The following is an 18,427-nucleotide window of genomic DNA, read 5'->3' as shown; positions in this document are numbered from 1 at the left end:
TATGGATATAGACCGTATTAAATATAGAGCCAATAAGGCTAGATTATGGGCGACAAAAATCGTGACGCTAGAGGTTGGCCTAAGCGTTGGTGTTAGTAGATTGCTGCATAATTTGCAATTATTAGAGTTAAATCACGATGAAAAATTTCGCGTACTGGGTGATTTTCTAAATAAAATTCCAGTGGATACCCCATTGGGTGATTTGCGTTTACTTTGTGATGAAAAATTCTTGAAAAGTAGTGACTATGAATTAATGAAAATAGAATTGGAATTTAGACAATTGATAATGATTTCTTGTTTGGAGATAATAAGAGAAATGGATTCAATAATGCATCGATAGACAAAGTGTGAAAATCAAATTAATGCATGACATGGGGTTGATTCTGAATTTAATGTAAATAAAATTGGAGGTAGTTAGATCTCTTTGCATTGAATTTGCTGGTCCGATGGGCGTTGTTGCGCAAATGCCGTTTTCCGCTAGCGTAGGCTGGGGAGATGATTGAGATGAGTAGGGGGCGGTCGCACAACAATGGAAGGCGTACAACGCAGCGTTGAGGCGCGAAGGGACTTGACCATCTGGTTGGATAGGGACATGCAGTGGTTAGCCCCGCCTACGGGCAAGCGTGGGCGTTGCCAGAAGTTCTCAGGTGCGGCCATCCAGTGTGGCCTGACCATCAAGAGCCTGTTTGGCCAGCCCTTGAGCCAGACATTGGGCTTGGTGCAGTCGCTATTGCGTATGGCCTGCCTTGGTCAGTGCCCGACTCTTGCCAAAATTTCGATTTTCTAAGGAAGTATCCTGATCCTAGGTATAGGCCTACTATTGCATAGAGTGTTCTAAAAGTAATAAATTATTTAATTTATCTCATTACCCTGCCAATCCAGATTGTGATTTTTGGATATTTGTTTCCCAAGGCTCTGATGGTGGGGTGGTGGTTTTCTATGTTAATATTTATTATTTTCGTAGTTATTTCAATGAGATTGATGAAGTGTAAATCAATTTTTCTAATTATTCCCATTGCATTGGGGCTTGGAATTGATCTTGGTCTTCCAATTTTTATGAAATGGCATTATGGTGTGTGAAGCGTTGGGTCATTAAATGCGACAGATCAGCACGGCGTTGTTATATAAATCGACTTGAGGCCGAGTGACCCAAACCCGAGACAGATTTATGCGACGGCCACCGTCCGGGGCGTACCCAGTTCGGTGAATTGATTGAGAATAGATGCTCGGATGTTGAGCTCGGCCACCTGGCACTTAAAAGTCCTGGTCATCACTTTCTCGCCCAGGCGCTTGAAGCAATTCATCTTCGTCTCGGCGTTGTTGCATAAATCAGCCTCAGGCCAGACTTTCCCAACCCCAGACGTGGCTATGCCACAGCTACTGTCTGCGGGCAACCCAGCTCAGTAAACCGATTGAGGATAGCGACTCGAATGTGCAGTTCGTTGACCTGCCGCTCGAACGTGCGTGACATCACTCGTTCACCCAGCCGCTTGCTGCAGTTCATCTTGGTCCCAACCAGGCTTCGCCGGTAATAACCACCCCACACTTTCCATATCCTTCGACCCAAACGTCTGCATGCAACGAGCGCCGCATTGCGATACGCGAAAGCATCGCCTTTGCGTATCCAAGCGTTCTTTCTCGGAGGAATTATGGGGATGGCGCCCCGCTGAATCACCGCCTCATACACAGGCTGTGTGTCATACGCTCCGTCGCCTGTCAGGCTCTCAAGCGCTTCATCCTCCGGTAACTGCTGCAGCAAGTCAGGCAACACAGCAGAATCGCTGACATTGTTGGAAGTCACGCAGATTGCCCTGATCTGCAATGTCTGGGCATCAATGCCAATGTGCAGCTTGCGCCACTGGCGGCGACGTTCAGGCCCATGCTTTTTGCACTTCCACTCGCCTTCGCCCAGGAACTTGATTCCCGTCGAATCCAGCAGCAGATGCAACCCGCCTTGGCTGCGTGTGTATGGCACCTGAACGTTCAGCCCTAATTGGCGTCTGCACAAAGTACTGAAGTCAGGGGCAGGCCAAGCAAGCCCCGACAATTGCAGCACGGACTGCACCAGTCCCGTGCTCTGCCGCAGGGCCAGGCCAAACAGGTTCTTCATCGTCAAGCAAAACTGGATGGCAGCATCCGAGAACTTCGAGCTACGCCCGCGTTTGCCGCTTGCTGCGGCAAACCAAGACATCTTCTTGTCCAACCAAATCGTCAGGGAGCCACGAGCCTTTAGGGATGAGTTGTACTGCTTCCAATTGGTGGTGCGATAACGTTTCTTAGGTGTGGGCTGGCTCATGCACGAAGCCTACAGAGCACATGCTCGGTGTTTATGCAACAACGCCCCCCAGCACAGACTTCTCATATCCATATTTGAAATTCTTCGTGGTGCAAAGCCAGCCCAAAAGCTCCAATGGAGGCTTCGTTGCTGCTGCCGCCATGTGATGGCGCAGTCTTTACCTCCAGAAAGACGTCCCATGTTTCAGAGTTTCAAGCGTGTGCTGATCTCCGCTGCCATTGCTGTGGCGGTGCTGCCGGCTGTGGCGGCAGACAAGCTCAAGATCGCTGTCGTGCCCGGTGCCTATGCCGATTCCATCAATGCGGCGGCCAAGGATGCCAAGGCCCAGGGGATCGATGTGGAGGTGATTGAGTTCACCGACTGGACCACACCGAACGTGGCGGTCAACAACGGCGATATCGATATCAACTACTTCCAGCACCAGCCGTTTCTGGACAACGCGGTGAAGAAGAACGGCTACGCGCTGGCCAGCGCCGGCACCGGCATTCTGGCGAATGTCGGCCTGTATTCGCTCAAGCACAAGAACGTGGCCGATGTGCCCAACAACGGCAAGGTGGGCATTGCCAGTGACCCGGTCAACCAGGGCCGGGGCCTGTTGCTGCTGCAAAAGGTGGGGCTGATCACGCTCAAGCCGGGTGTCGGTTATCTGGGCTCCATCAACGACATTGCCAGCAACCCCAAGTCGCTGCGCTTTGTCGAGGTCGAAGGGCCGCAGCTGGTGCGCATCACCGGTGATGTCGATATCGCCCAGGGCTACCCGCACTTCATCGTGGCAGCCAAAGCCTTTGATCCATCAAGCGGCCTGGCGTACTCGGGCATCGAGGACCAACAGTTCGCCATTCAGTTCGTGGTCAAGAAGGACCGGGTCAACGACCCGGTGGTGCAGAAGTTCATCCGCATCTACCAGAACTCCGAGACCGTGCGCACGGTCAGCAAAAAGTCTTTCAGCAATGACGACCGGCTCTACACGCTGGCCTGGCTGAAGAAGTAAGCCGCGTACCAAGACCTTTCATCAAGCAAGCGAGAAAAACATGACGAACAAGATCAACAGACGCGTGGTGGCTGCGATTGCAGCAGCGGCCATGCTGGGAGGGTGGCAACTGGCGCAGGCAGCGGACAAGATCCGCATCGCCTCCACGCCGGGGGCCACGGCCGATGCCATCAAGGCGGTGGTGGCCGACGCCAAGAGCCAGGGCCTGGATGTGGAGCTGGTCGAGTTCACCGACTGGACGGTGCCCAACGAGGCCGTCAACAACGGCGATGTGGACCTGAACTTCTTCCAGCACCAGGCCTTCTTGAACAACGTCATCAAGGAGCGCGGCTACCAGCTCAAGTTTGTGGGCCTGGGCCTGTTGCAGAACATTGGCATCTACTCCGAGCGCTACCAGTCGCTGGCCGATGTGCCGGCCAAGGCCAAGGTCGCGATTGCCAATGACCCGGTCAACCAGGGCCGGGGCCTGGCACTGCTGCAAAAGGCGGGCCTGATCCGCCTGCGCACCGGTGATGCACCTGGCGCCACGGTGGCCGATATCAGCGACAACCCCAAGCAGCTGCGCTTTTATGAAGTCGAAGGCCCGCAGCTGATCCGCTCGCTGCCCGATGTGGACCTGGCCGTGCTCTGGCCGAGCTACTTTGTCAGCGCCGGCAAGAAGGAGCAGGCCAGCAAGGCCCTGGCCTATTCGGGCATTGCCGACCGCTTCTATGCGATGGGCTTTGTCGCGCAGGCCAGCCGTGCCGACGACCCCAAGCTGCGCAAATTTGTCCAGGTGTTCCAGAACTCTGCGGCAGTCAAGCAGGCGATCAGCCAGCAGTTCAACAACGACCCCAAGCTCTACACCTTGCCCTGGTAAGGGCAGGACACCAGGAGACGCACATGGCCCTTTCCGCCGTATCCAATGTATTGCGCAAGCAGTTCCGCGCCGAGGCCGAGCCGGCCGCCGAGGGCCGTGCTGCGCGCGCCAGCGCAGCGGTACCAACCGCCGCAAGCGGCCAGGCGCCGGTAGCCGCCGCCCCCTTGGGCACCGTGGTATTCCGTGATCTGGGCAAGGTCTACCGCTCATCGGCGGGTGAGGTGCCTGCGCTGCAGAACATCACCATGGACATTGCTGCGGGCAGCATCTTCGGCATCATCGGCCGCAGTGGCGCGGGCAAGTCCAGCCTGCTGCGCACCATCAACCGGCTGGAAGCGCCCAGCAGCGGCCAGGTGCTGGTCGATGGTGTCGATATTGGCACCTTGGATGAAGCGGGCCTGGTGCAACTGCGCCGCCGCGTCGGCATGATTTTTCAGCACTTCAACCTGCTGTCGGCCAAGACGGTGTTTGAGAACGTGGCGCTGCCGCTCAAGGTCGCAGGTGTGCCGGCTGCGCAGATCCAGCAGCGCGTGACCGAGTTGCTCGACCTGGTGGGCCTGCAGGACAAGCACAAGACCTACCCCAGCCGTCTCTCGGGCGGGCAAAAGCAGCGCGTGGGCATTGCCCGGGCGCTGGCCACCCGGCCCGAGATTCTGCTCTGCGACGAGGCCACCTCGGCGCTGGACCCGGAAACCACGCAGGCCATTCTTGCGCTGCTGCGCGATATCAACCGCCGCCTTGGCATCACGGTGATCCTGATCACCCATGAGATGAGCGTGATCCGCGAGATTGCCGACCAGGTGCTGGTGCTGGAGAAGGGCGAGATTGCCGAGCTGGGCGAGGTTTGGCAGGTGTTTGGCAACCCGCGCCATGCCGCCACCCAGGCCCTGCTGGCACCGCTGCGCCACGGCGTGCCCGATGACCTGCAGCAGCGCCTGCAGCCGCAAGCGCCCGGCACCGGCCGCTTTGAGCAAGTACTGCAGCTGGGCTACAGCGGCCATGACGGGCTGGAGCCGGACTTTCCCCGCATTGCCGAGGCACTGGGCGCCAAGGTGCGCCTGCTGCACGGCGGTGTGGACCGCATCCAGGGCCATGCCCAGGGCCAGCTCATCATCGCCATCGATGGTGCTGCCGCCCGCAACGACTGGGCCGCGCTGACGCAAGGCCCCGCCACCATTGCACATGAAATCAGGGTACTGGGCTATGTTGTTTGAACTGAGTATTTCCATCGACCGCTACTGGAAAGCGCTGGCCGACACCTTCATCATGGTGTCCACCTCGGCCGGTATCGCGCTGCTGGCGGGCATTCCGCTGGCCATCTTGCTGATCGTGACGGCGCCTGGTGGCTTTCTCGAATCGCCCCGCACCAACCGCGCCGTCGGCAGCGTCGTCAACGGCTTCCGGGCCACGCCCTTTATCGTGCTGCTGGTCGCGTTGATTCCGTTCACCCGTCTGGTCACCGGCACGACGATTGGCGTCTGGGCGGCGATTGTGCCGCTGGCCATCAGTGCCACGCCGTTCTTTGCGCGCATTGCCGAGGTCAGTCTGCGTGAGGTCGATCCCGGCCTCATTGAGGCAGCGCAGGCGATTGGCTGCAAGAAGTGGGACATCGTGCGCCATGTCTACCTGCCCGAGGCCCTGCCCGGCATCATCGGCGGCTTCACCATCACCCTGGTGGCGCTGATCAGCTCGTCGGCCATGGCCGGTGCGGTGGGGGCGGGTGGCCTGGGCGACCTGGCGATCCGCTACGGCTACCAGCGCTTTGACACCCAGGTGATGCTGATCGTGATCGCGGTGCTGATTGCGCTGGTCACCATCGTGCAGACCGCCGGCGACCGCGTGGCGCACTGGCTGCGCAGCCGCTGACCGTCCGCGTTATCGCGGCCCACCACGGCGCAGTGCCGTGGTCTGCAGGCCAGGGCGTGTCTCTGGCCTGTCTCTCTCCGAACCCCTTTCAGAAAGCACCGAATGACTTCAGCGGTTGCCCAGGGCGCAGCGTTGCCCCCCGATTCCCCACCCCGTCTGCCTTTGCCGCCCAGCCAGCCCGCGCAGATCCGCAGCGAGGCCGAGGCCTTGCAGGTGGCCGCTGCGCTGGCCGAGAGCTTTCGCGGCGGCGCGGCCCGGCGCGACAGCGAACGCCTGTTGCCCTGGGATGAGATCGAGCGCTATACCGCGAGCGGCCTGGGCGGCATCACCGTGCCGCGTAGCCATGGCGGCCTGCAGGCCAGCTGGCACACCGTCGTGCAGGTGTTTGCGACCATCAGCGCGGCCGATGCCTCGCTGGGGCAAATTCCACAAAACCACTTTGCGCTGGTGCAGAACCTGCGCGATACCGCGAGCCCCGCGCAGCAAAGCCGCTGGTTTGCCGATGTGCTGAGCGGCCACCGGCTGGGCAATGCTGGACCTGAGCGCAAGGGCCGCGCCGCCCAGCTGAGCGATGCCACCGCCAGCCTGCGCCGGGCGGCCGATGGCCGGCTGCTGGTCAACGGCACGCGCTACTACTCCACCGGATCGTTGTTTGCCCACTGGGTGCCTTTCCGCGCCGAGGACGAGGCGCAGCGCCCCGTGCAGGTCTGGGTGCGGCGCACGGCGCCGGGCCTGCAGATCATCGACAACTGGAACGCCTTTGGCCAGAAGACCACTGCCAGCGGTGGTGTGGTGCTCAAGGACGTTGAGGTCGAGCCGCGCGATGTGATTGCGCTGCATGACCTGAAGGACCGGCCGACCCTGTCCGGCCCGGTATCGCAGATTCTGCAGGCCGCCATCGACATGGGCATTGCCCAGGGCGCGTTTGACGAGGCGCGCCAGTTTGTGCGCGACAAGACCCGTGCCTGGGTGCACTCGGGTGTCGAGCATGCCTGGCAGGACCCCTACATCATCCAGGAGTTTGGCCAGCTGCAGGTGGAGCTGGATGCCGCGCGCGAGGTGCTGCTCGATGCCGCGCAGCAGTTGGATGCCTTCGCTGCCCAGCCCGTCACCGACGAGAGCAGCGCCGAGGCCTCGGTGGCCGTGGCGCGCGCCAAGATCCTGACTACCGAGGCGGCGCTGAACGCCAGCGAACGCCTGCTGGAGCTGGGCGGTACCTCATCGGCCCGCGCCGGCTACAACCTGGACCGCTATTGGCGCAATGCCCGCGTGCACACCTTGCACGACCCGGTGCGCTGGAAATACCACCTGCTGGGCAACTACCTGCTCAATGGCCGCGCCCCGCGCCGCCACCAGTGGAACTGAGCCGCCGCAACGCACAACGACTTTGAAGGGCCAGGCCAGCGCCATGCTGCTGCCAAGCCCATGAGCCACCACCATGACTACCTCTCCCGCTGTGATCGCCGCTGCCAGCCCGGTGGCCCCCGCCCCCGCACCACGCCAGCGCCCCCCCGTGTTTGCCAGCGAGCAGGCCGCACTGCAACAGGCCCAGCAGCTGGCCGATGCCTGGGCCGGTGATGCGGTACTGCGCGACCGCGAGCGTCGCCTGCCCTGGGCAGAAATCGAGGCCTACAGCGACAGCGGCCTCTGGGCCATCACCGTGCCGCGCGCCTACGGCGGCCTGCAGGCCAGCGCCTGGACGGTGGCGCAGCTGATCGCCACCGTGGCGGCGGCCGATGGATCGCTGGGCCATATTCCGCAGAACCATTTCTATGCGCTGGAGGTGCTGCGCGTGGGCAGCAGCGCGGCGCAGCAGCGCTTTTTCTACGAACGGGTGCAGGCGGGCGAGCGCTTTGGCAATGCACTGTCCGAGATCGGCCACCGCGACTACCGCCGCCGCTCGCGGCTGGAGCGGGGCGGCTCGGGCTGGGTACTCAATGGCCGCAAGTTCTACTGCACCGGCGCCATCTTTGCGCACTGGATTCCGGTGCAGACCATGCAGGTGATCGACGAGGCCCAGGACCCCGTCAGCGTGATGGTGTTTGTGCCGCGCACGGCGCCGGGCGTGACGGTGATCGACGACTGGGACGGCATGGGCCAGCGGGTCACCGGCAGCGGCTCGGTGCTGCTGGAGAACGTCGCCATCGATGAGGCCTGGATCGTGCCTTTCCAATCGAGCTTCGACAGCCCCAGCACCATCGGGCCGTTTGCGCAGATCATCCATGCCGCCATCGACCTGGGCATTGGCGAGGGCGCGCTGCGTGCCACCTTGCCCTTTGTGCGCAACCAGTCGCGCGCCTGGGTGGATGCCGACGTGGTGCAGGCGAGCGACGACCCCTTGACCCTGCAGGCGCTGGGCAATGTGGAGCTGCGCCTGCATGCGGCGCGGGCGCTGCTGCGGCGCTCGGGCAGCCTGGTCGATGCCGCGCAGCAGGAGCCCACAGCGCACACGGTGGCTGCGGCCTCGGTGGCCGTGGCGCAGGCACGTGCGCTGGCGCATACGGCCGGCCTGCTGGCGGCCAACAAGCTGCTGGAGCTGGGTGGCACCTCGGCCACCTTTGCCGAGCACGGCTTTGACAGCTACTGGCGCAATGTGCGCACCCACACCCTGCATGACCCCGTGCGCTGGAAATACCATGCCATCGGCAACTATGCGCTGAGCGGCGTGCTGCCCCCGCGCCACGGAGCACTGTGATGGCCAGCACCGCTGCCGGCGCGCGGGCGCCCATCATCCTCAATGCCTTCAACATGGCCAGCGTCGGCCATATCAACCATGGGCTGTGGACGCATCCGCGCGACCAATCGAGCCACTACCACCGCCTGGACTACTGGACCGGCCTGGCCAAGGAGCTCGAGCGCGGCCTGTTCGATGGGCTCTTCATCGCCGACATCATCGGCGTCTATGACACCTACCAGCAGTCGGTCGATGTGACCCTGCGCGAGTCGGTGCAGCTGCCAATCAACGACCCGACCCTGGTGGTGCCCGCGATGGCGGCGGTGACCGAGCACCTGGGCTTTGGCGTAACGGTCAACCTCAGCTACGAGCAGCCCTATCTGCTGGCGCGGCGCTTTTCTACCTTGGACCACCTGACCCAAGGCCGCATTGGCTGGAACATTGTCACTGGTTATCTGGACTCGGCCGCGCGCGCCATGGGCCAGCGCCAGCAGCTGGCGCACGATGCGCGCTATGACCGCGCCGATGAGTTTATGGACGTGCTCTACCAGCTCTGGGAGGGCAGCTGGAGCGACAGCGCCGTGCTGCGCGACCGCACGCGCCGCATCTATGCCGACCCGCAGCAGGTGCGCCGCGTGCAGCACAGCGGCCCGCATTTTCAGGTCGATGGCTACCACCTGAGCGAGCCCTCGCCACAGCGCACGCCGGTGCTGCTGCAGGCGGGCAGCTCGGGCCGGGGCCTGCAGTTTGCCGCGCGCCATGCCGAATGCGTGTTCATGGCCATCCAGGACAAGGCCGCCACCGCCACGCTGGTGCGCCAGCTGCGCGCCGAAGCCGTGCGTGCCGGCCGCCAGCCCGGCGACATCAAGGTGCTGGTGGGCATGACGCCCGTGGTGGCCGCCACCGCGCGCCAGGCCCAGGAAAAGTACCAGGAGTACTGCCGCTATGCCAGCCCCGAGGCCGCGCTGGCGCATCTGTCGGCCACGGCCGGCATTGATTTTTCGACCTACCAGCGCGACACGCCGCTGCTGCAGCAGCACCGCAGCAATGGCATCGAGAACTCGATCAAGCGCCTGGCCAATGGCCGTGAGGACTACCGCCTGGGCGACCTGCTCGATGAGCTGTCGCTGGGCGGGCGTTACGCCACCGTCGTGGGCGATGCCCAGCAGATTGCCGACGAGATGCAGTCCTGGGTGGATGAGGCTGGTGTTGATGGCTTCAACCTCGCCCGCACTGTGGTGCCCGAATGCTTTGGCGACTTTATCGACCTGGTCGTCCCTGAGCTGCAGTCGCGGGGCCTGCACAAGAGCGCCTATGCGCCCGGCAGCATGCGCCACAAGCTGTTTGGCCAGGGCGACCGCCTGCCGGCCCACCACCATGCGCAGCAGTTTCGCCAGCAGCCCTCCGTCGGTGGCGCCAGCGTTGCTGCTTCTCCATCCCTCTCCACACCCCGCTCCCAGGCCTTGGCCTGAGCGCCATCCAGGAAACCCCATGTCCCAGAACCCTTCTTCTCCGCTGCCAGGCCAACGCCGGCGTTTTCTGTCCTCGTCGCTGGCCGCTGGCGCCGCGCTGGCCACGGGCGCCTGGCGCAGCACGGCGCAGGCCGCAGTGCCGGTAACGACCAAGGTGCTGAAAGTGGGGGTGACCTCGGGCCCGCATGAGCAGGTGTTCGAGGCCGTCAAAAAGGTCGCCGAGCGTGACTATGGTCTCAAGATCGAGATCGTGTCCTTCAGCGACTATGTGATGCCCAATGCCGCGCTCGATGCGGGTGACCTGGATGCCAACAGCTTCCAGCACGGCCCCTTCCTGCAGGCGGCAATCCGTGCACGCGGCTACAAGCTGGTGGGCTTTGGCCGCACCTGGGTGGGCCCGATTGCGCTTTTCTCCAAGCGCTACAAGCGGCTCGAAGACGTGCCGGTGGGCGCGCAGATTGCGCTGCCCAATGACCCGGCCAATGGTGGGCGCGTGCTGCTGCTGTTGGAGAAGGGCGGTCTCATCAAGCTCAAGCCCGGCATCGACCCGATCAAGGGCGTGTTTGCCTCGACCCAGGACATCACCGACAACCCGCGCAAGCTGCGCTTTGTCGAGCTGGAGTCGCCCATGCTGGTGCGCGCGATGGACGATGTGGAGCTGGCTGCCATCAATGCCGACTATGCCTACAAGGCGGGGCTCAACCCCACGAAGGACTCGCTGCTGGTCGAGGGCGGGGACAGCCCCTATGTCTGCCTGATAGCAGTGCAGGAGAAAAACCGCAACGCCCCCTGGGTGCCGCAGCTGGTGGCCGCCTACCGCACCGACGAGGTGCGCAGCTATATCCAGCAGGCCTTCAATGGCGTGGTCATCCCTTCGTGGTGATCGGCGTCGCTACACCTGGCATTCACTGATTGCGCTCACCCGCACTGGTTATGACTGACAAAAAAATCATGCATGTCAACGCGTTCAACATGAACTGCGTCGGACATATCCACCACGGCCTGTGGACGCATCCGCGCGACCAGTCCACCCAGTACCACACGCTCAAGTACTGGACCGATATCGCCAAGCTGCTGGAGCGCGGCCTGTTCGACGGCATCTTTATCGCCGACGTGGTGGGCTACTACGACGTCTACCAACGCGGCGTGGACCTGACCCTGCGCGAGGCGATCCAGCTGCCGGTGAACAACCCCTGGCTGCTGGTGTCGGCGATGGCGGCGGTGACCGAGCACCTGGGCTTTGGCCTGACCGCTACCGTCAACGCCCACCAGCCCTACACCTTTGCCCGCGATGTCAGCACCCTGGACCAGCTGAGCAACGGGCGCATTGGCTGGAACATCGTCACCGGCTATGTGGACAGCGGCGCGCGTGGCCTGGGCCAGGATGGCCTGGCCGACCATGACAGCCGCTATGACCGCGCCGACGACTTTCTGGCGCTGGCCTACAAGTTCTGGGAAGGCAGCTGGGAGGACGGCGCCGTGATCGCCGACAAGGCGCGCCGCATCCATACCCTGCCGGACAAGGTACACCCTGTGGTGCATGACGGCCCGTTCTACCGCGCCAATGCGATCCACATGAGTGCGCCATCGCCCCAGCGCACGCCGGTGCTGTTCCAGGCGGGCACCTCGCAGCGCGGGCTGCAGTTTGCCGGCCAGCATGGCGAGGGCATCTTTATCGGTGCGCGCACGCCGGAGGCGGCCAGGGGTGCCTCGCGCAAGCTGCGTGCGGCCGCCATGGCCGCTGGGCGCAGGGCCGATGACATCAAGATCTATGTGGGCGCAGCCGTGGTGGTGGCGCCCACCCAGGCCGAGGCCGAGGAGAAATACGCCGACTACCTGGCCTATGCCAGTGCCGAAGGGGGACTGGCGCATTTTGCCGCCAGCACCGGCGTGGACTTTGCGCAGTACGACCTCGACGAGCCCATCGTCTACGGCCAGGGCAATGCCATCCAGTCGGCCGTGCAGGCCGCCCAGCAGCAGGGCCTGACCACGCGGCGCAAGCTGCTCGAACAGTTCAGCCTGGGCAGCCGCTACAACACCATCGTCGGCGACCCGCAGCAGGTGGCCGATGCGCTGGAGCGTTGGATCGATGTCGGCGAGATCGATGGCTTCAATCTCACCCGCATCGTCGTGCCCGAGACCTGGGAGGACTTTGCCAGCCTGGCCGTGCCCGAGCTGCAAAACCGCGGCCGCTACCGCACGCGCTACGAAGAGGGCAGCCTGCGCCACAAGCTGTTTGGCCGTGGGGATGGTCTGCCCGCCAACCACCCCGGCGCGCAGCAGCGCCGATAAGAGCCGCTAACACAACCCTTGATACGTCGTTGCCCTGCCTTGTCGTACTACTGTACTGCCTGCGGCAGGACGCCTAGTCTCAACCGCAAACCTTCGGTTTGCTGGGTCGTGTTACCGGCTCTAAGTACCGAGATTTTTTGAAAGCAGCCATGAAGTTTTTCCCCTCCTTGACAGCCCTGCTGCTGTCGCTCGCCACCTTGGGCGCCGCCCAGGCCCAGCCACTGCGCGTCGGCGTCACGCCCGGCTCGCTCGCCGATTCCGCCCAGATCGCGGCGCGCGAAGCCAAGGCCCAGGGGCTCGACGTTCAGATCGTCGAGTTCACCGACTGGACCCTGCCCAATACCGCGCTGGTCAACCGCGATCTGGACCTGAACTACTACCAGCACCAGGCCTTCCTCGATACCTTCAACCGCGAAAACCGCCAGGACCTGCGCGCGGCGGCCGTGGGCTCGCGCGGCAATATCGGCATCTTCTCCAAGCGCTACAAAAGCCTGGCGAGCCTGCCCACCGGCGCCAGCGTGGCGCTGGCCAATGACACCTCGAACCAGGCACGTGCCATTGCCACCTTGCGCGATGCGGGCCTGGTGACCCTGCGCGCCAATGCGCCGCAGCTGGCCCAGATCGACGACATCGCCAGCAACCCCAAGAAGCTCAAGTTCATCGAAGTGGCCGGCCCCCAGCTGGCGCGGGCGCTCGATGATGCCGACATCACCGTGGTGAGCCTGGGTGGACTGCTGCAGGCGGGCCAGCTCGAGACCGCCCGCCAGGGCCTGTACTACAGCGTCGGCACGGATGCCTTCTGGGCCATCCACTTTGTCACCCGGGCCGATAACGTGAAGGACGCGCGGGTGCGCCAGTTCATTGATATCTACCGGCAATCCCAGGCGGTGCGCCAGCAGATCCATGCCTCGTACGCCAATGAAAGCCGCTTCTACAGCCTGCCCTGGCTGAAGTGAGCCAGCCACCTACCCAAGGAAAGACGATGAAGACATTTGCGCTGAAAAAATACCTGCTGGCGCTGGGCGCCGGCGCCGTTATGGCCACCGCTATGGCGGCCACCGCCGTGGCAGCCCCGCTGAAAATCGGGGTCACGCCTGGCTCGCTCGCCGATTCGGTCCAGGTCGCTGCCAAGGAAGCGCGCCAGGCCGGGCTGGATGTGCAGGTGATCGAGTTCACCGACTGGACCACGCCCAACACCGCGCTGGATGCCGGCGATATCGATATCAACTACTTCCAGCACCAGGCCTTTTTGGACAATGCGATCCGCGACCGGGGTTACAAGATCGAGAGCGTGGGCGTGGGCCTGCTGCCCAATATCGGTCTGTATTCGAAAAAGCATGCGGCGCTGGCCGATATCCCCGCCGGCTCCTCGGTCGGTGTGGCCAATGACCCGGTCAACCAGGCCCGGGGCCTGTTGCTGCTGCAAACGGCCGGGCTTATCAGCCTGCGCCCCGGCGTGGGCGCCAAGGCCAGCGTGAACGACATCGTCGGCAACCCGCGCAAGCTCAAGCTGCTGGAGGTCGAAGGCCCGCAGCTGGTGCGTGCGCTTGACGATGTGGCCCTCGCCCAGGGCTATCCGGCCCACCTGGTCAACGCCGGCCAGCGCGAGCTGGCCAGCCGCGCGCTGCTGTATTCGACCGTCGATGACCTGTACTACGCGATCCGCTTTGTGGCCCGCAGCGACCGCAAGCAGGACCCGCGCATTGCGCAGTTTGTGCAGCTCTACCAGGCGTCGCCCGCGGTGGCCAAGCAGATCAGCGCCTCGTTTGCCGATGACGCCAAGCTCTATTCGCTGCCCTGGAAGAACGCCGCGAAGGCCGCGCCATGACCGAGGCCACACTGACACGCCCCGTGCCCGAGGTTGCTGATGCCAAGGCCCCGCGCCTGGCCGATCTGCAGCAGCGTTTTGCGCCGGTGTTTGCGCGCATTGCCGAAGGTGCTGCCGAGCGCGAGCACAGCCGCACTCTCGCCCATGCGCCGCTGCAATGGCTGCGCGAGAGCGGCTTTACTGCCCTGCGCCTGCCTCAAAGCCTGGGCGGCAGTGGCGCATCGCTGGAGCAGCTGGTGGCCTTGCTGGTGGACCTGGCCGAGGCCGACCCCAACCTGACCCAGATCCTGCGGCCGCATTTTCTGTTTGTCGACCGCGTGCTCTACCAGGGCTCCCCCGAGGCACAGCGCCATTGGCTGCCGCTGGTGGCCCAGGGCGCCACCTTTGGCAATGCGACGACCGAGGTGGGCGAGGGGGCCGTCGGCAGCCTGCAGACCACCTTGGTGCCCGACCCAGCGGTGCCTGGCCAGTGGCGGCTTCATGGCCAGAAGTTCTATAGCACCGGCAGCTTGTATGCCGACTGGATCAGTGTGCTGGCGCGCGCGGTGGTGCCCGGCCAGCCGGACCAGACGGTGCATGCGCTGGTAGCGGGCGGTGCGGATGGTGTGGAGCGGCTCGATGACTGGCGTGGCTTTGGCCAGCGGCTGACCGGATCGGGCACCACGGTGCTGCGCGATGTGCCGGTGCCAGCGCATGCGGTGCTGCAGTTCCGCGCGGGCGAGCCTTCGCCCATCGTGGCCTTTGCGCAGCTCTTCCACCTAGCGAGTCTGGCGGGCATTGCCCGCGCGCTGAGCCGCGACACGCTGGCCTATGTGCAACAGCGCCGCCGCGTGTTCAGCCATGGCGCGGCCGCCCTGCCCAAGGACGATCCGCTGGTGCAGCAGATTGTGGGCCAGCTGGCCAGCACCGCCTATATGAGCGAGCTGGTGGTGCGCGATGTGGCCCAGGCGCTGGGCCCGATCTTGCGCAGCGCCGAGGCTGGCCATGAGCGCGCGGACAAGGCCCAGCTCGATGCGCTGGAGCTGCGTGCCGCTCAGGCCCAGGTGGCGGTGGTCGATGCGGTGCTGCAGGCGGCCACGCGCATGTTTGATGTGGGCGGGTCGAGCGCGCTGGCCGAGGACCTGCGGCTGGACCGCCACTGGCGCAATGCCCGCACGCTGGCCTCGCACAACCCGGTCATCTACAAGGCCAAGTCGGTGGGCGACATGCTGCTCAACGGCGCCGAGCCGGTCTACTTCTGGCAGGTGGGGCTCGCAGCAAAAAACGCATAAGAACATGAGATTTCATTCCTTGGCCTGCGGCGGCGCAGTGGTTGTAATGGTTGTCTTGACGCTGGAGGCAGCGACCCGGATAGGCCGGGCCCTGGCCCCTTGCGTGTGAACGACTGGAATGAACATGAGCCGCATCTTGAAAACCGTCATCGTCAATGGCAGCCTGGGCAAGCCTTCGCGCACCCGCAGCCTGCTCGACAGCTTGCATCTGCAACTGGGCCAGGCCCTGGGCCAGTCGGCCCAGGCGGTGCGCCTGGATGTGCGCCATATCGACCTGGTCGATCTGGTGGCCGACATCGGCCCGGTGCTGTACAAGGATGCGCTGTCCGCCGCCGCCCGTGATGCGCTGGAAGCGATCGAGACCGCGGACTTCCTGATCGTCGGCTCGCCCGTGTTCCGGGGCAGCCTGCCGGGCCTGCTCAAACACCTGTTTGACCTGGTGGACCAGCATGCGCTGCAGGGCACGCCCGTGCTGCTGGCTGCCACCGGCGGCAGCCCACGCCATTCGCTGGTGCTGGACCACCAGCTGCGCCCGCTGTTCGGCTTTTTCTCGGCCTTGACCTTGCCGATCGGCGTCTATGCAACGCCCGAAGACATCCAGGGCGGTGTGGTGGTGAGCGAGGCGCTGCACAAGCATATCTCGCTGGCGGTGAGCCTGGCGGTGCCGGTGCTCAGCGCGCTGGCGCACAGCCAGCGCAGCAGCCAGCCTGCCTTGCATGCGCTGGAGCGCCAGGCCGCTTAAGCGCGTTCAGGCTTCTTTTCAAACGCCACCCGCCTGCATACGCTGCGGTCGGGCTGGCGCAGCATGCCCTGCGGCGTCTGCTGCACGCCCCTTGCCTTGCAGCCATCCTGACCCTTTGCCATGGCCTCTACCTCATCCCCACCGGAGCTGTTCTGGTTCCTGCCTACCTCCGGCGATACCCGCTACCTGGGCGCCTCGGACTTTGGCCGCCAACCCACGCCCGAGTACCTGCGCAGCATTGCCACGACCAGCGAGAACCTGGGCTATGACGGGCTGCTGATTCCGACCGGCAGTTCGTGCCTCGACCCCTGGGTGGTGGCATCCAGCTTGGTCGCGGTCACCCAGCGCATCAAGCTGCTGGTGGCGCTGCGCACCTCGCTGGGCATGCCGGTGCCCAGTGCGCGCCAAGCCGCTACCTTGGATCAGGCGCTCGCCGGGCGTTTGCTGCTCAATGTGGTGCCCGGGGGCGATGCCACCGAGCTGGAGGCCGATGGCGTGTTTCTGGCCCATGACGAGCGCTATGCCTATGCCGATGAGTTTCTGAGCATCTGGCGGCGCCTGCTGGCCGGCGAGACGGTGGACCACGAGGGCAAGTACTTCAAGGTCAAGCAGGGCAAGAACTTTTTCGAGCCAGTGCAAAAACCGTATCCGCCTTTGTACTTTGGCGGCTCCTCCGACGCCGCCCATGACCTGGCGGCCAAGCATGTCGATGCCTACCTGACCTGGGGCGAGCCGCCCCAGGCCGTGGCGCGCAAGTTTGCCGATATCCGGGCACGTGCCGCAGCTGCCGGCCGCCAGCTGCGCCTGGGCGTGCGCCTGCATGTGATCGTGCGCGAGACCAACGAGGAGGCCTGGGCCGATGCCGAGCGCCTGATCAGCAAGCTGACCGACGAGGACATTGCGAAAGCGCAGCAGAACTATGCGCGCATGGACTCGGTCGGCCAGGCGCGCATGGCGGCCTTGCATGGCGGTAACCGCCAGAAGCTGGAGGTGGCACCCAACCTCTGGGCCGGTGTCGGCCTGGTGCGCGGCGGTGCCGGTACCGCGCTGGTGGGCGATGCGGCCACCGTGGCCGAGCGCCTGCGCGAGTACATGGACATTGGTGCCGATACCTTTGTGCTGTCGGGCTACCCGCACCTGGAGGAGTCGATCCGCTTTGCCGAATTGGTGTTTCCGCTGCTGGGCAAGAAGAGCGTGACCACCGCGCGCTCGCAGACTGGCGGCGCGTTTGATGTTCGTGGTGTTCAACAATGGAAGGAGTCGGCTTCATGAGCCTGCCCGTGATCGATATGCGCTGCCGGCCAGCGTTCTTGCACAACTTTTTTGGCGCAACGCCCGGCTCGCCCGAGCATGACACCGCCCGCTGGCTGAACCGGCGCGTGGGCACGCGCGGCAGCGACAAGCACTTTGAGGAATCGCTGACCCAGGAGGGCTTTTTAAAGGCGGTGCGCGATGCCGGCCTGAGCCAGGCCGTGGTCGTGGGGCGGCACACGCCTTCGCAGCACCTGCCCAACGATACGATCCACCAGATCGTGCAGGGCCACAGCGAGTTGCTGGGCATTGCCGGGGTCGACCCGGTGCTGCAGGGCGAGCAGGCGGCGCTCGACGAGATCGAGCGTGCGATCAAGGTGCTGGGCCTGCGCGGCATCGACCTGGAGCCCGGCTTTGGCGACCCGGCCCGCCATCCCGACGACCCCGTGTACTGGCCCGTTTATGAGCGCGCGCGGGAGTTGGGTGTGCCGGTGTTCCTGATGAGCGGCCCGACCACGCCGGACCCGAGCTTCAACGACCCGGCGCGCCTGGCCAAGGTGGCCCAGGCCTTCCCCGATCTGCCGCTGGTCGTCTACCACGGCTACTGGCCGCGCGTGCAGGAGGCCATTGGCCTGGCCTTCCGCTACGCCAATGTCTACCTGGTGCCGGACATGTATGTGTTCCAGCCCGGCCACCAGGCCTATGTGCAGGCGGCCAACCAGTTCCTGGGCGACCAGCTGCTGTTTGGCTCGTCCTACCCCTTCCGCCCCATCGGCCAGAGCATTGAGGACTTTCTGGCACTGGGCTTTGACGAGGCCGTACTGCCCAGGCTGCTGCATGGCAATGCGGCACGCATTTTGGGGCTGTAATCGGCCAGCGGCGAAT

The 18,427-nt window shown here is 63.9% G+C and carries 17 protein-coding genes and 2 pseudogenes; 17 read left to right on the top strand and 2 right to left on the bottom strand.

All coding sequences use genetic code 11. From position 1 onward, the window contains the following. Position 1: 1 nt before the first annotated feature. Together ACPEE1_RS21515 and ACPEE1_RS21510 are read left to right on the top strand one after the other, a co-directional pair. The gene (locus ACPEE1_RS21515; RefSeq protein ID WP_423934832.1) at positions 2-340 is read left to right on the top strand and encodes a hypothetical protein; all 339 of its coding nucleotides are present in this window, start codon (positions 2-4) and stop codon (positions 338-340) included. A gap of 211 nt (positions 341-551) precedes the next feature. After that, positions 552-748: pseudogene (locus tag ACPEE1_RS21510) on the top strand (transposase); the annotation flags it as partial. Positions 749-1,166: 418 nt separating this feature from the next. Here the strand turns inward: ACPEE1_RS21510 and ACPEE1_RS21505 are convergent. Then, positions 1,167-1,316, bottom strand: a pseudogene (locus ACPEE1_RS21505) (IS5/IS1182 family transposase); the annotation flags it as partial. Between the two features lie 50 nt (positions 1,317-1,366). After that, entirely contained in the window at positions 1,367-2,296 is a 930-nt protein-coding gene (locus ACPEE1_RS21500; protein ID WP_423934830.1) for an IS5 family transposase, read from the bottom strand. Positions 2,297-2,474: 178 nt separating this feature from the next. On the opposite strand from ACPEE1_RS21500, the gene ACPEE1_RS21495 reads away from it, so the two are divergent. The 15 genes from ACPEE1_RS21495 to ACPEE1_RS21425 all read left to right on the top strand — a co-directional run bounded on the left by ACPEE1_RS21495 (position 2,475) and on the right by ACPEE1_RS21425 (position 18,411). Continuing rightward, the gene (locus ACPEE1_RS21495; RefSeq protein WP_021026289.1) at positions 2,475-3,287 is read left to right on the top strand and encodes a MetQ/NlpA family ABC transporter substrate-binding protein; all 813 of its coding nucleotides are present in this window, start codon (positions 2,475-2,477) and stop codon (positions 3,285-3,287) included. A gap of 40 nt (positions 3,288-3,327) precedes the next feature. Next, complete coding sequence (locus ACPEE1_RS21490) at positions 3,328-4,146, top strand: MetQ/NlpA family ABC transporter substrate-binding protein (RefSeq protein ID WP_423934829.1); 819 nt, start codon at positions 3,328-3,330, stop codon at positions 4,144-4,146. A gap of 23 nt (positions 4,147-4,169) precedes the next feature. Beyond that, the gene (locus tag ACPEE1_RS21485; RefSeq protein ID WP_423934827.1) at positions 4,170-5,360 is read left to right on the top strand and encodes a methionine ABC transporter ATP-binding protein; all 1,191 of its coding nucleotides are present in this window, start codon (positions 4,170-4,172) and stop codon (positions 5,358-5,360) included. Further along, entirely contained in the window at positions 5,350-6,012 is a 663-nt protein-coding gene (locus tag ACPEE1_RS21480; protein WP_021026291.1) for a methionine ABC transporter permease, read from the top strand. Before ACPEE1_RS21485 ends, ACPEE1_RS21480 begins: the two co-directional genes overlap by 11 nt. Before the next feature lie 102 nt (positions 6,013-6,114). Then, complete coding sequence (locus ACPEE1_RS21475; protein ID WP_423934826.1) at positions 6,115-7,377, top strand: SfnB family sulfur acquisition oxidoreductase; 1,263 nt, start codon at positions 6,115-6,117, stop codon at positions 7,375-7,377. A 73-nt stretch (positions 7,378-7,450) separates the two neighbouring features. Next, positions 7,451-8,707: an SfnB family sulfur acquisition oxidoreductase gene (locus tag ACPEE1_RS21470; protein ID WP_423934824.1), complete on the top strand. Its 1,257-nt coding sequence runs from the start codon at positions 7,451-7,453 to the stop codon at positions 8,705-8,707. Further along, positions 8,707-10,158 (top strand): LLM class flavin-dependent oxidoreductase, encoded by a 1,452-nt coding sequence (locus tag ACPEE1_RS21465; RefSeq protein WP_423934822.1) that lies wholly within the window; start codon positions 8,707-8,709, stop codon positions 10,156-10,158. The genes ACPEE1_RS21470 and ACPEE1_RS21465 overlap by 1 nt, the downstream gene beginning before the upstream one ends. Positions 10,159-10,177: 19 nt before the next feature. Then, positions 10,178-11,041 (top strand): MetQ/NlpA family ABC transporter substrate-binding protein, encoded by an 864-nt coding sequence (locus ACPEE1_RS21460; RefSeq protein ID WP_116926135.1) that lies wholly within the window; start codon positions 10,178-10,180, stop codon positions 11,039-11,041. Between the two features lie 50 nt (positions 11,042-11,091). Beyond that, positions 11,092-12,450: an LLM class flavin-dependent oxidoreductase gene (locus tag ACPEE1_RS21455; protein ID WP_182344751.1), complete on the top strand. Its 1,359-nt coding sequence runs from the start codon at positions 11,092-11,094 to the stop codon at positions 12,448-12,450. A gap of 149 nt (positions 12,451-12,599) precedes the next feature. Beyond that, on the top strand, positions 12,600-13,406 hold the full coding sequence (locus ACPEE1_RS21450) for a MetQ/NlpA family ABC transporter substrate-binding protein (RefSeq protein ID WP_423934819.1): 807 nt from the start codon (positions 12,600-12,602) through the stop codon (positions 13,404-13,406). 80 nt (positions 13,407-13,486) lie between these two features. Then, positions 13,487-14,278, top strand: coding sequence for a MetQ/NlpA family ABC transporter substrate-binding protein (locus ACPEE1_RS21445; RefSeq protein WP_182345550.1), 792 nt, complete (start codon positions 13,487-13,489; stop codon positions 14,276-14,278). Beyond that, positions 14,275-15,549: an acyl-CoA dehydrogenase family protein gene (locus tag ACPEE1_RS21440; RefSeq protein WP_423934817.1), complete on the top strand. Its 1,275-nt coding sequence runs from the start codon at positions 14,275-14,277 to the stop codon at positions 15,547-15,549. Before ACPEE1_RS21445 ends, ACPEE1_RS21440 begins: the two co-directional genes overlap by 4 nt. Positions 15,550-15,673: 124 nt before the next feature. Beyond that, entirely contained in the window at positions 15,674-16,291 is a 618-nt protein-coding gene (locus ACPEE1_RS21435) for an NAD(P)H-dependent oxidoreductase (protein ID WP_116926209.1), read from the top strand. Between the two features lie 120 nt (positions 16,292-16,411). After that, positions 16,412-17,563 (top strand): FMNH2-dependent alkanesulfonate monooxygenase, encoded by a 1,152-nt coding sequence (ssuD, locus tag ACPEE1_RS21430; protein ID WP_116926139.1) that lies wholly within the window; start codon positions 16,412-16,414, stop codon positions 17,561-17,563. Then, a complete protein-coding gene (locus ACPEE1_RS21425) occupies positions 17,560-18,411 on the top strand; it encodes an amidohydrolase family protein (RefSeq protein WP_260718739.1) in 852 nt (283 codons plus the stop codon). Before ssuD ends, ACPEE1_RS21425 begins: the two co-directional genes overlap by 4 nt. Positions 18,412-18,427: the final 16 nt, after the last annotated feature.

Source organism: Comamonas sp. 23, assembly GCF_049601575.1.
Classification (GTDB): Bacteria; Pseudomonadota; Gammaproteobacteria; order Burkholderiales; family Burkholderiaceae_C; genus Comamonas; species Comamonas squillarum.
The sequence above is the reverse complement of the archived record's forward strand: the minus strand, read 5'-3'. Positions and strand labels throughout refer to the sequence as shown.

What these genes read in the sequence shown, in the direction of transcription:
- ACPEE1_RS21450 (WP_423934819.1), top strand. Translation starts at nt 12,600, where the DNA reads ATGAAGTTTTTCCCCTCCTTGACAGCCCTGCTGCTGTCGCTCGCCACC.
- ACPEE1_RS21515 (WP_423934832.1), top strand. Translation starts at nt 2, where the DNA reads ATGGATATAGACCGTATTAAATATAGAGCCAATAAGGCTAGATTATGG.
- ACPEE1_RS21500 (WP_423934830.1), bottom strand. Translation starts at nt 2,296, where the DNA reads ATGAGCCAGCCCACACCTAAGAAACGTTATCGCACCACCAATTGGAAG.
- ACPEE1_RS21475 (WP_423934826.1), top strand. Translation starts at nt 6,115, where the DNA reads ATGACTTCAGCGGTTGCCCAGGGCGCAGCGTTGCCCCCCGATTCCCCA.
- ACPEE1_RS21445 (WP_182345550.1), top strand. Translation starts at nt 13,487, where the DNA reads ATGGCCACCGCTATGGCGGCCACCGCCGTGGCAGCCCCGCTGAAAATC.
- ACPEE1_RS21425 (WP_260718739.1), top strand. Translation starts at nt 17,560, where the DNA reads ATGAGCCTGCCCGTGATCGATATGCGCTGCCGGCCAGCGTTCTTGCAC.
- ACPEE1_RS21470 (WP_423934824.1), top strand. Translation starts at nt 7,451, where the DNA reads ATGACTACCTCTCCCGCTGTGATCGCCGCTGCCAGCCCGGTGGCCCCC.
- ACPEE1_RS21490 (WP_423934829.1), top strand. Translation starts at nt 3,328, where the DNA reads ATGACGAACAAGATCAACAGACGCGTGGTGGCTGCGATTGCAGCAGCG.
- ACPEE1_RS21435 (WP_116926209.1), top strand. Translation starts at nt 15,674, where the DNA reads ATGAGCCGCATCTTGAAAACCGTCATCGTCAATGGCAGCCTGGGCAAG.
- ACPEE1_RS21455 (WP_182344751.1), top strand. Translation starts at nt 11,092, where the DNA reads ATGACTGACAAAAAAATCATGCATGTCAACGCGTTCAACATGAACTGC.
- ACPEE1_RS21485 (WP_423934827.1), top strand. Translation starts at nt 4,170, where the DNA reads ATGGCCCTTTCCGCCGTATCCAATGTATTGCGCAAGCAGTTCCGCGCC.
- ACPEE1_RS21480 (WP_021026291.1), top strand. Translation starts at nt 5,350, where the DNA reads ATGTTGTTTGAACTGAGTATTTCCATCGACCGCTACTGGAAAGCGCTG.
- ACPEE1_RS21460 (WP_116926135.1), top strand. Translation starts at nt 10,178, where the DNA reads ATGTCCCAGAACCCTTCTTCTCCGCTGCCAGGCCAACGCCGGCGTTTT.
- ACPEE1_RS21495 (WP_021026289.1), top strand. Translation starts at nt 2,475, where the DNA reads ATGTTTCAGAGTTTCAAGCGTGTGCTGATCTCCGCTGCCATTGCTGTG.
- ACPEE1_RS21440 (WP_423934817.1), top strand. Translation starts at nt 14,275, where the DNA reads ATGACCGAGGCCACACTGACACGCCCCGTGCCCGAGGTTGCTGATGCC.
- ACPEE1_RS21465 (WP_423934822.1), top strand. Translation starts at nt 8,707, where the DNA reads ATGGCCAGCACCGCTGCCGGCGCGCGGGCGCCCATCATCCTCAATGCC.
- ssuD (WP_116926139.1), top strand. Translation starts at nt 16,412, where the DNA reads ATGGCCTCTACCTCATCCCCACCGGAGCTGTTCTGGTTCCTGCCTACC.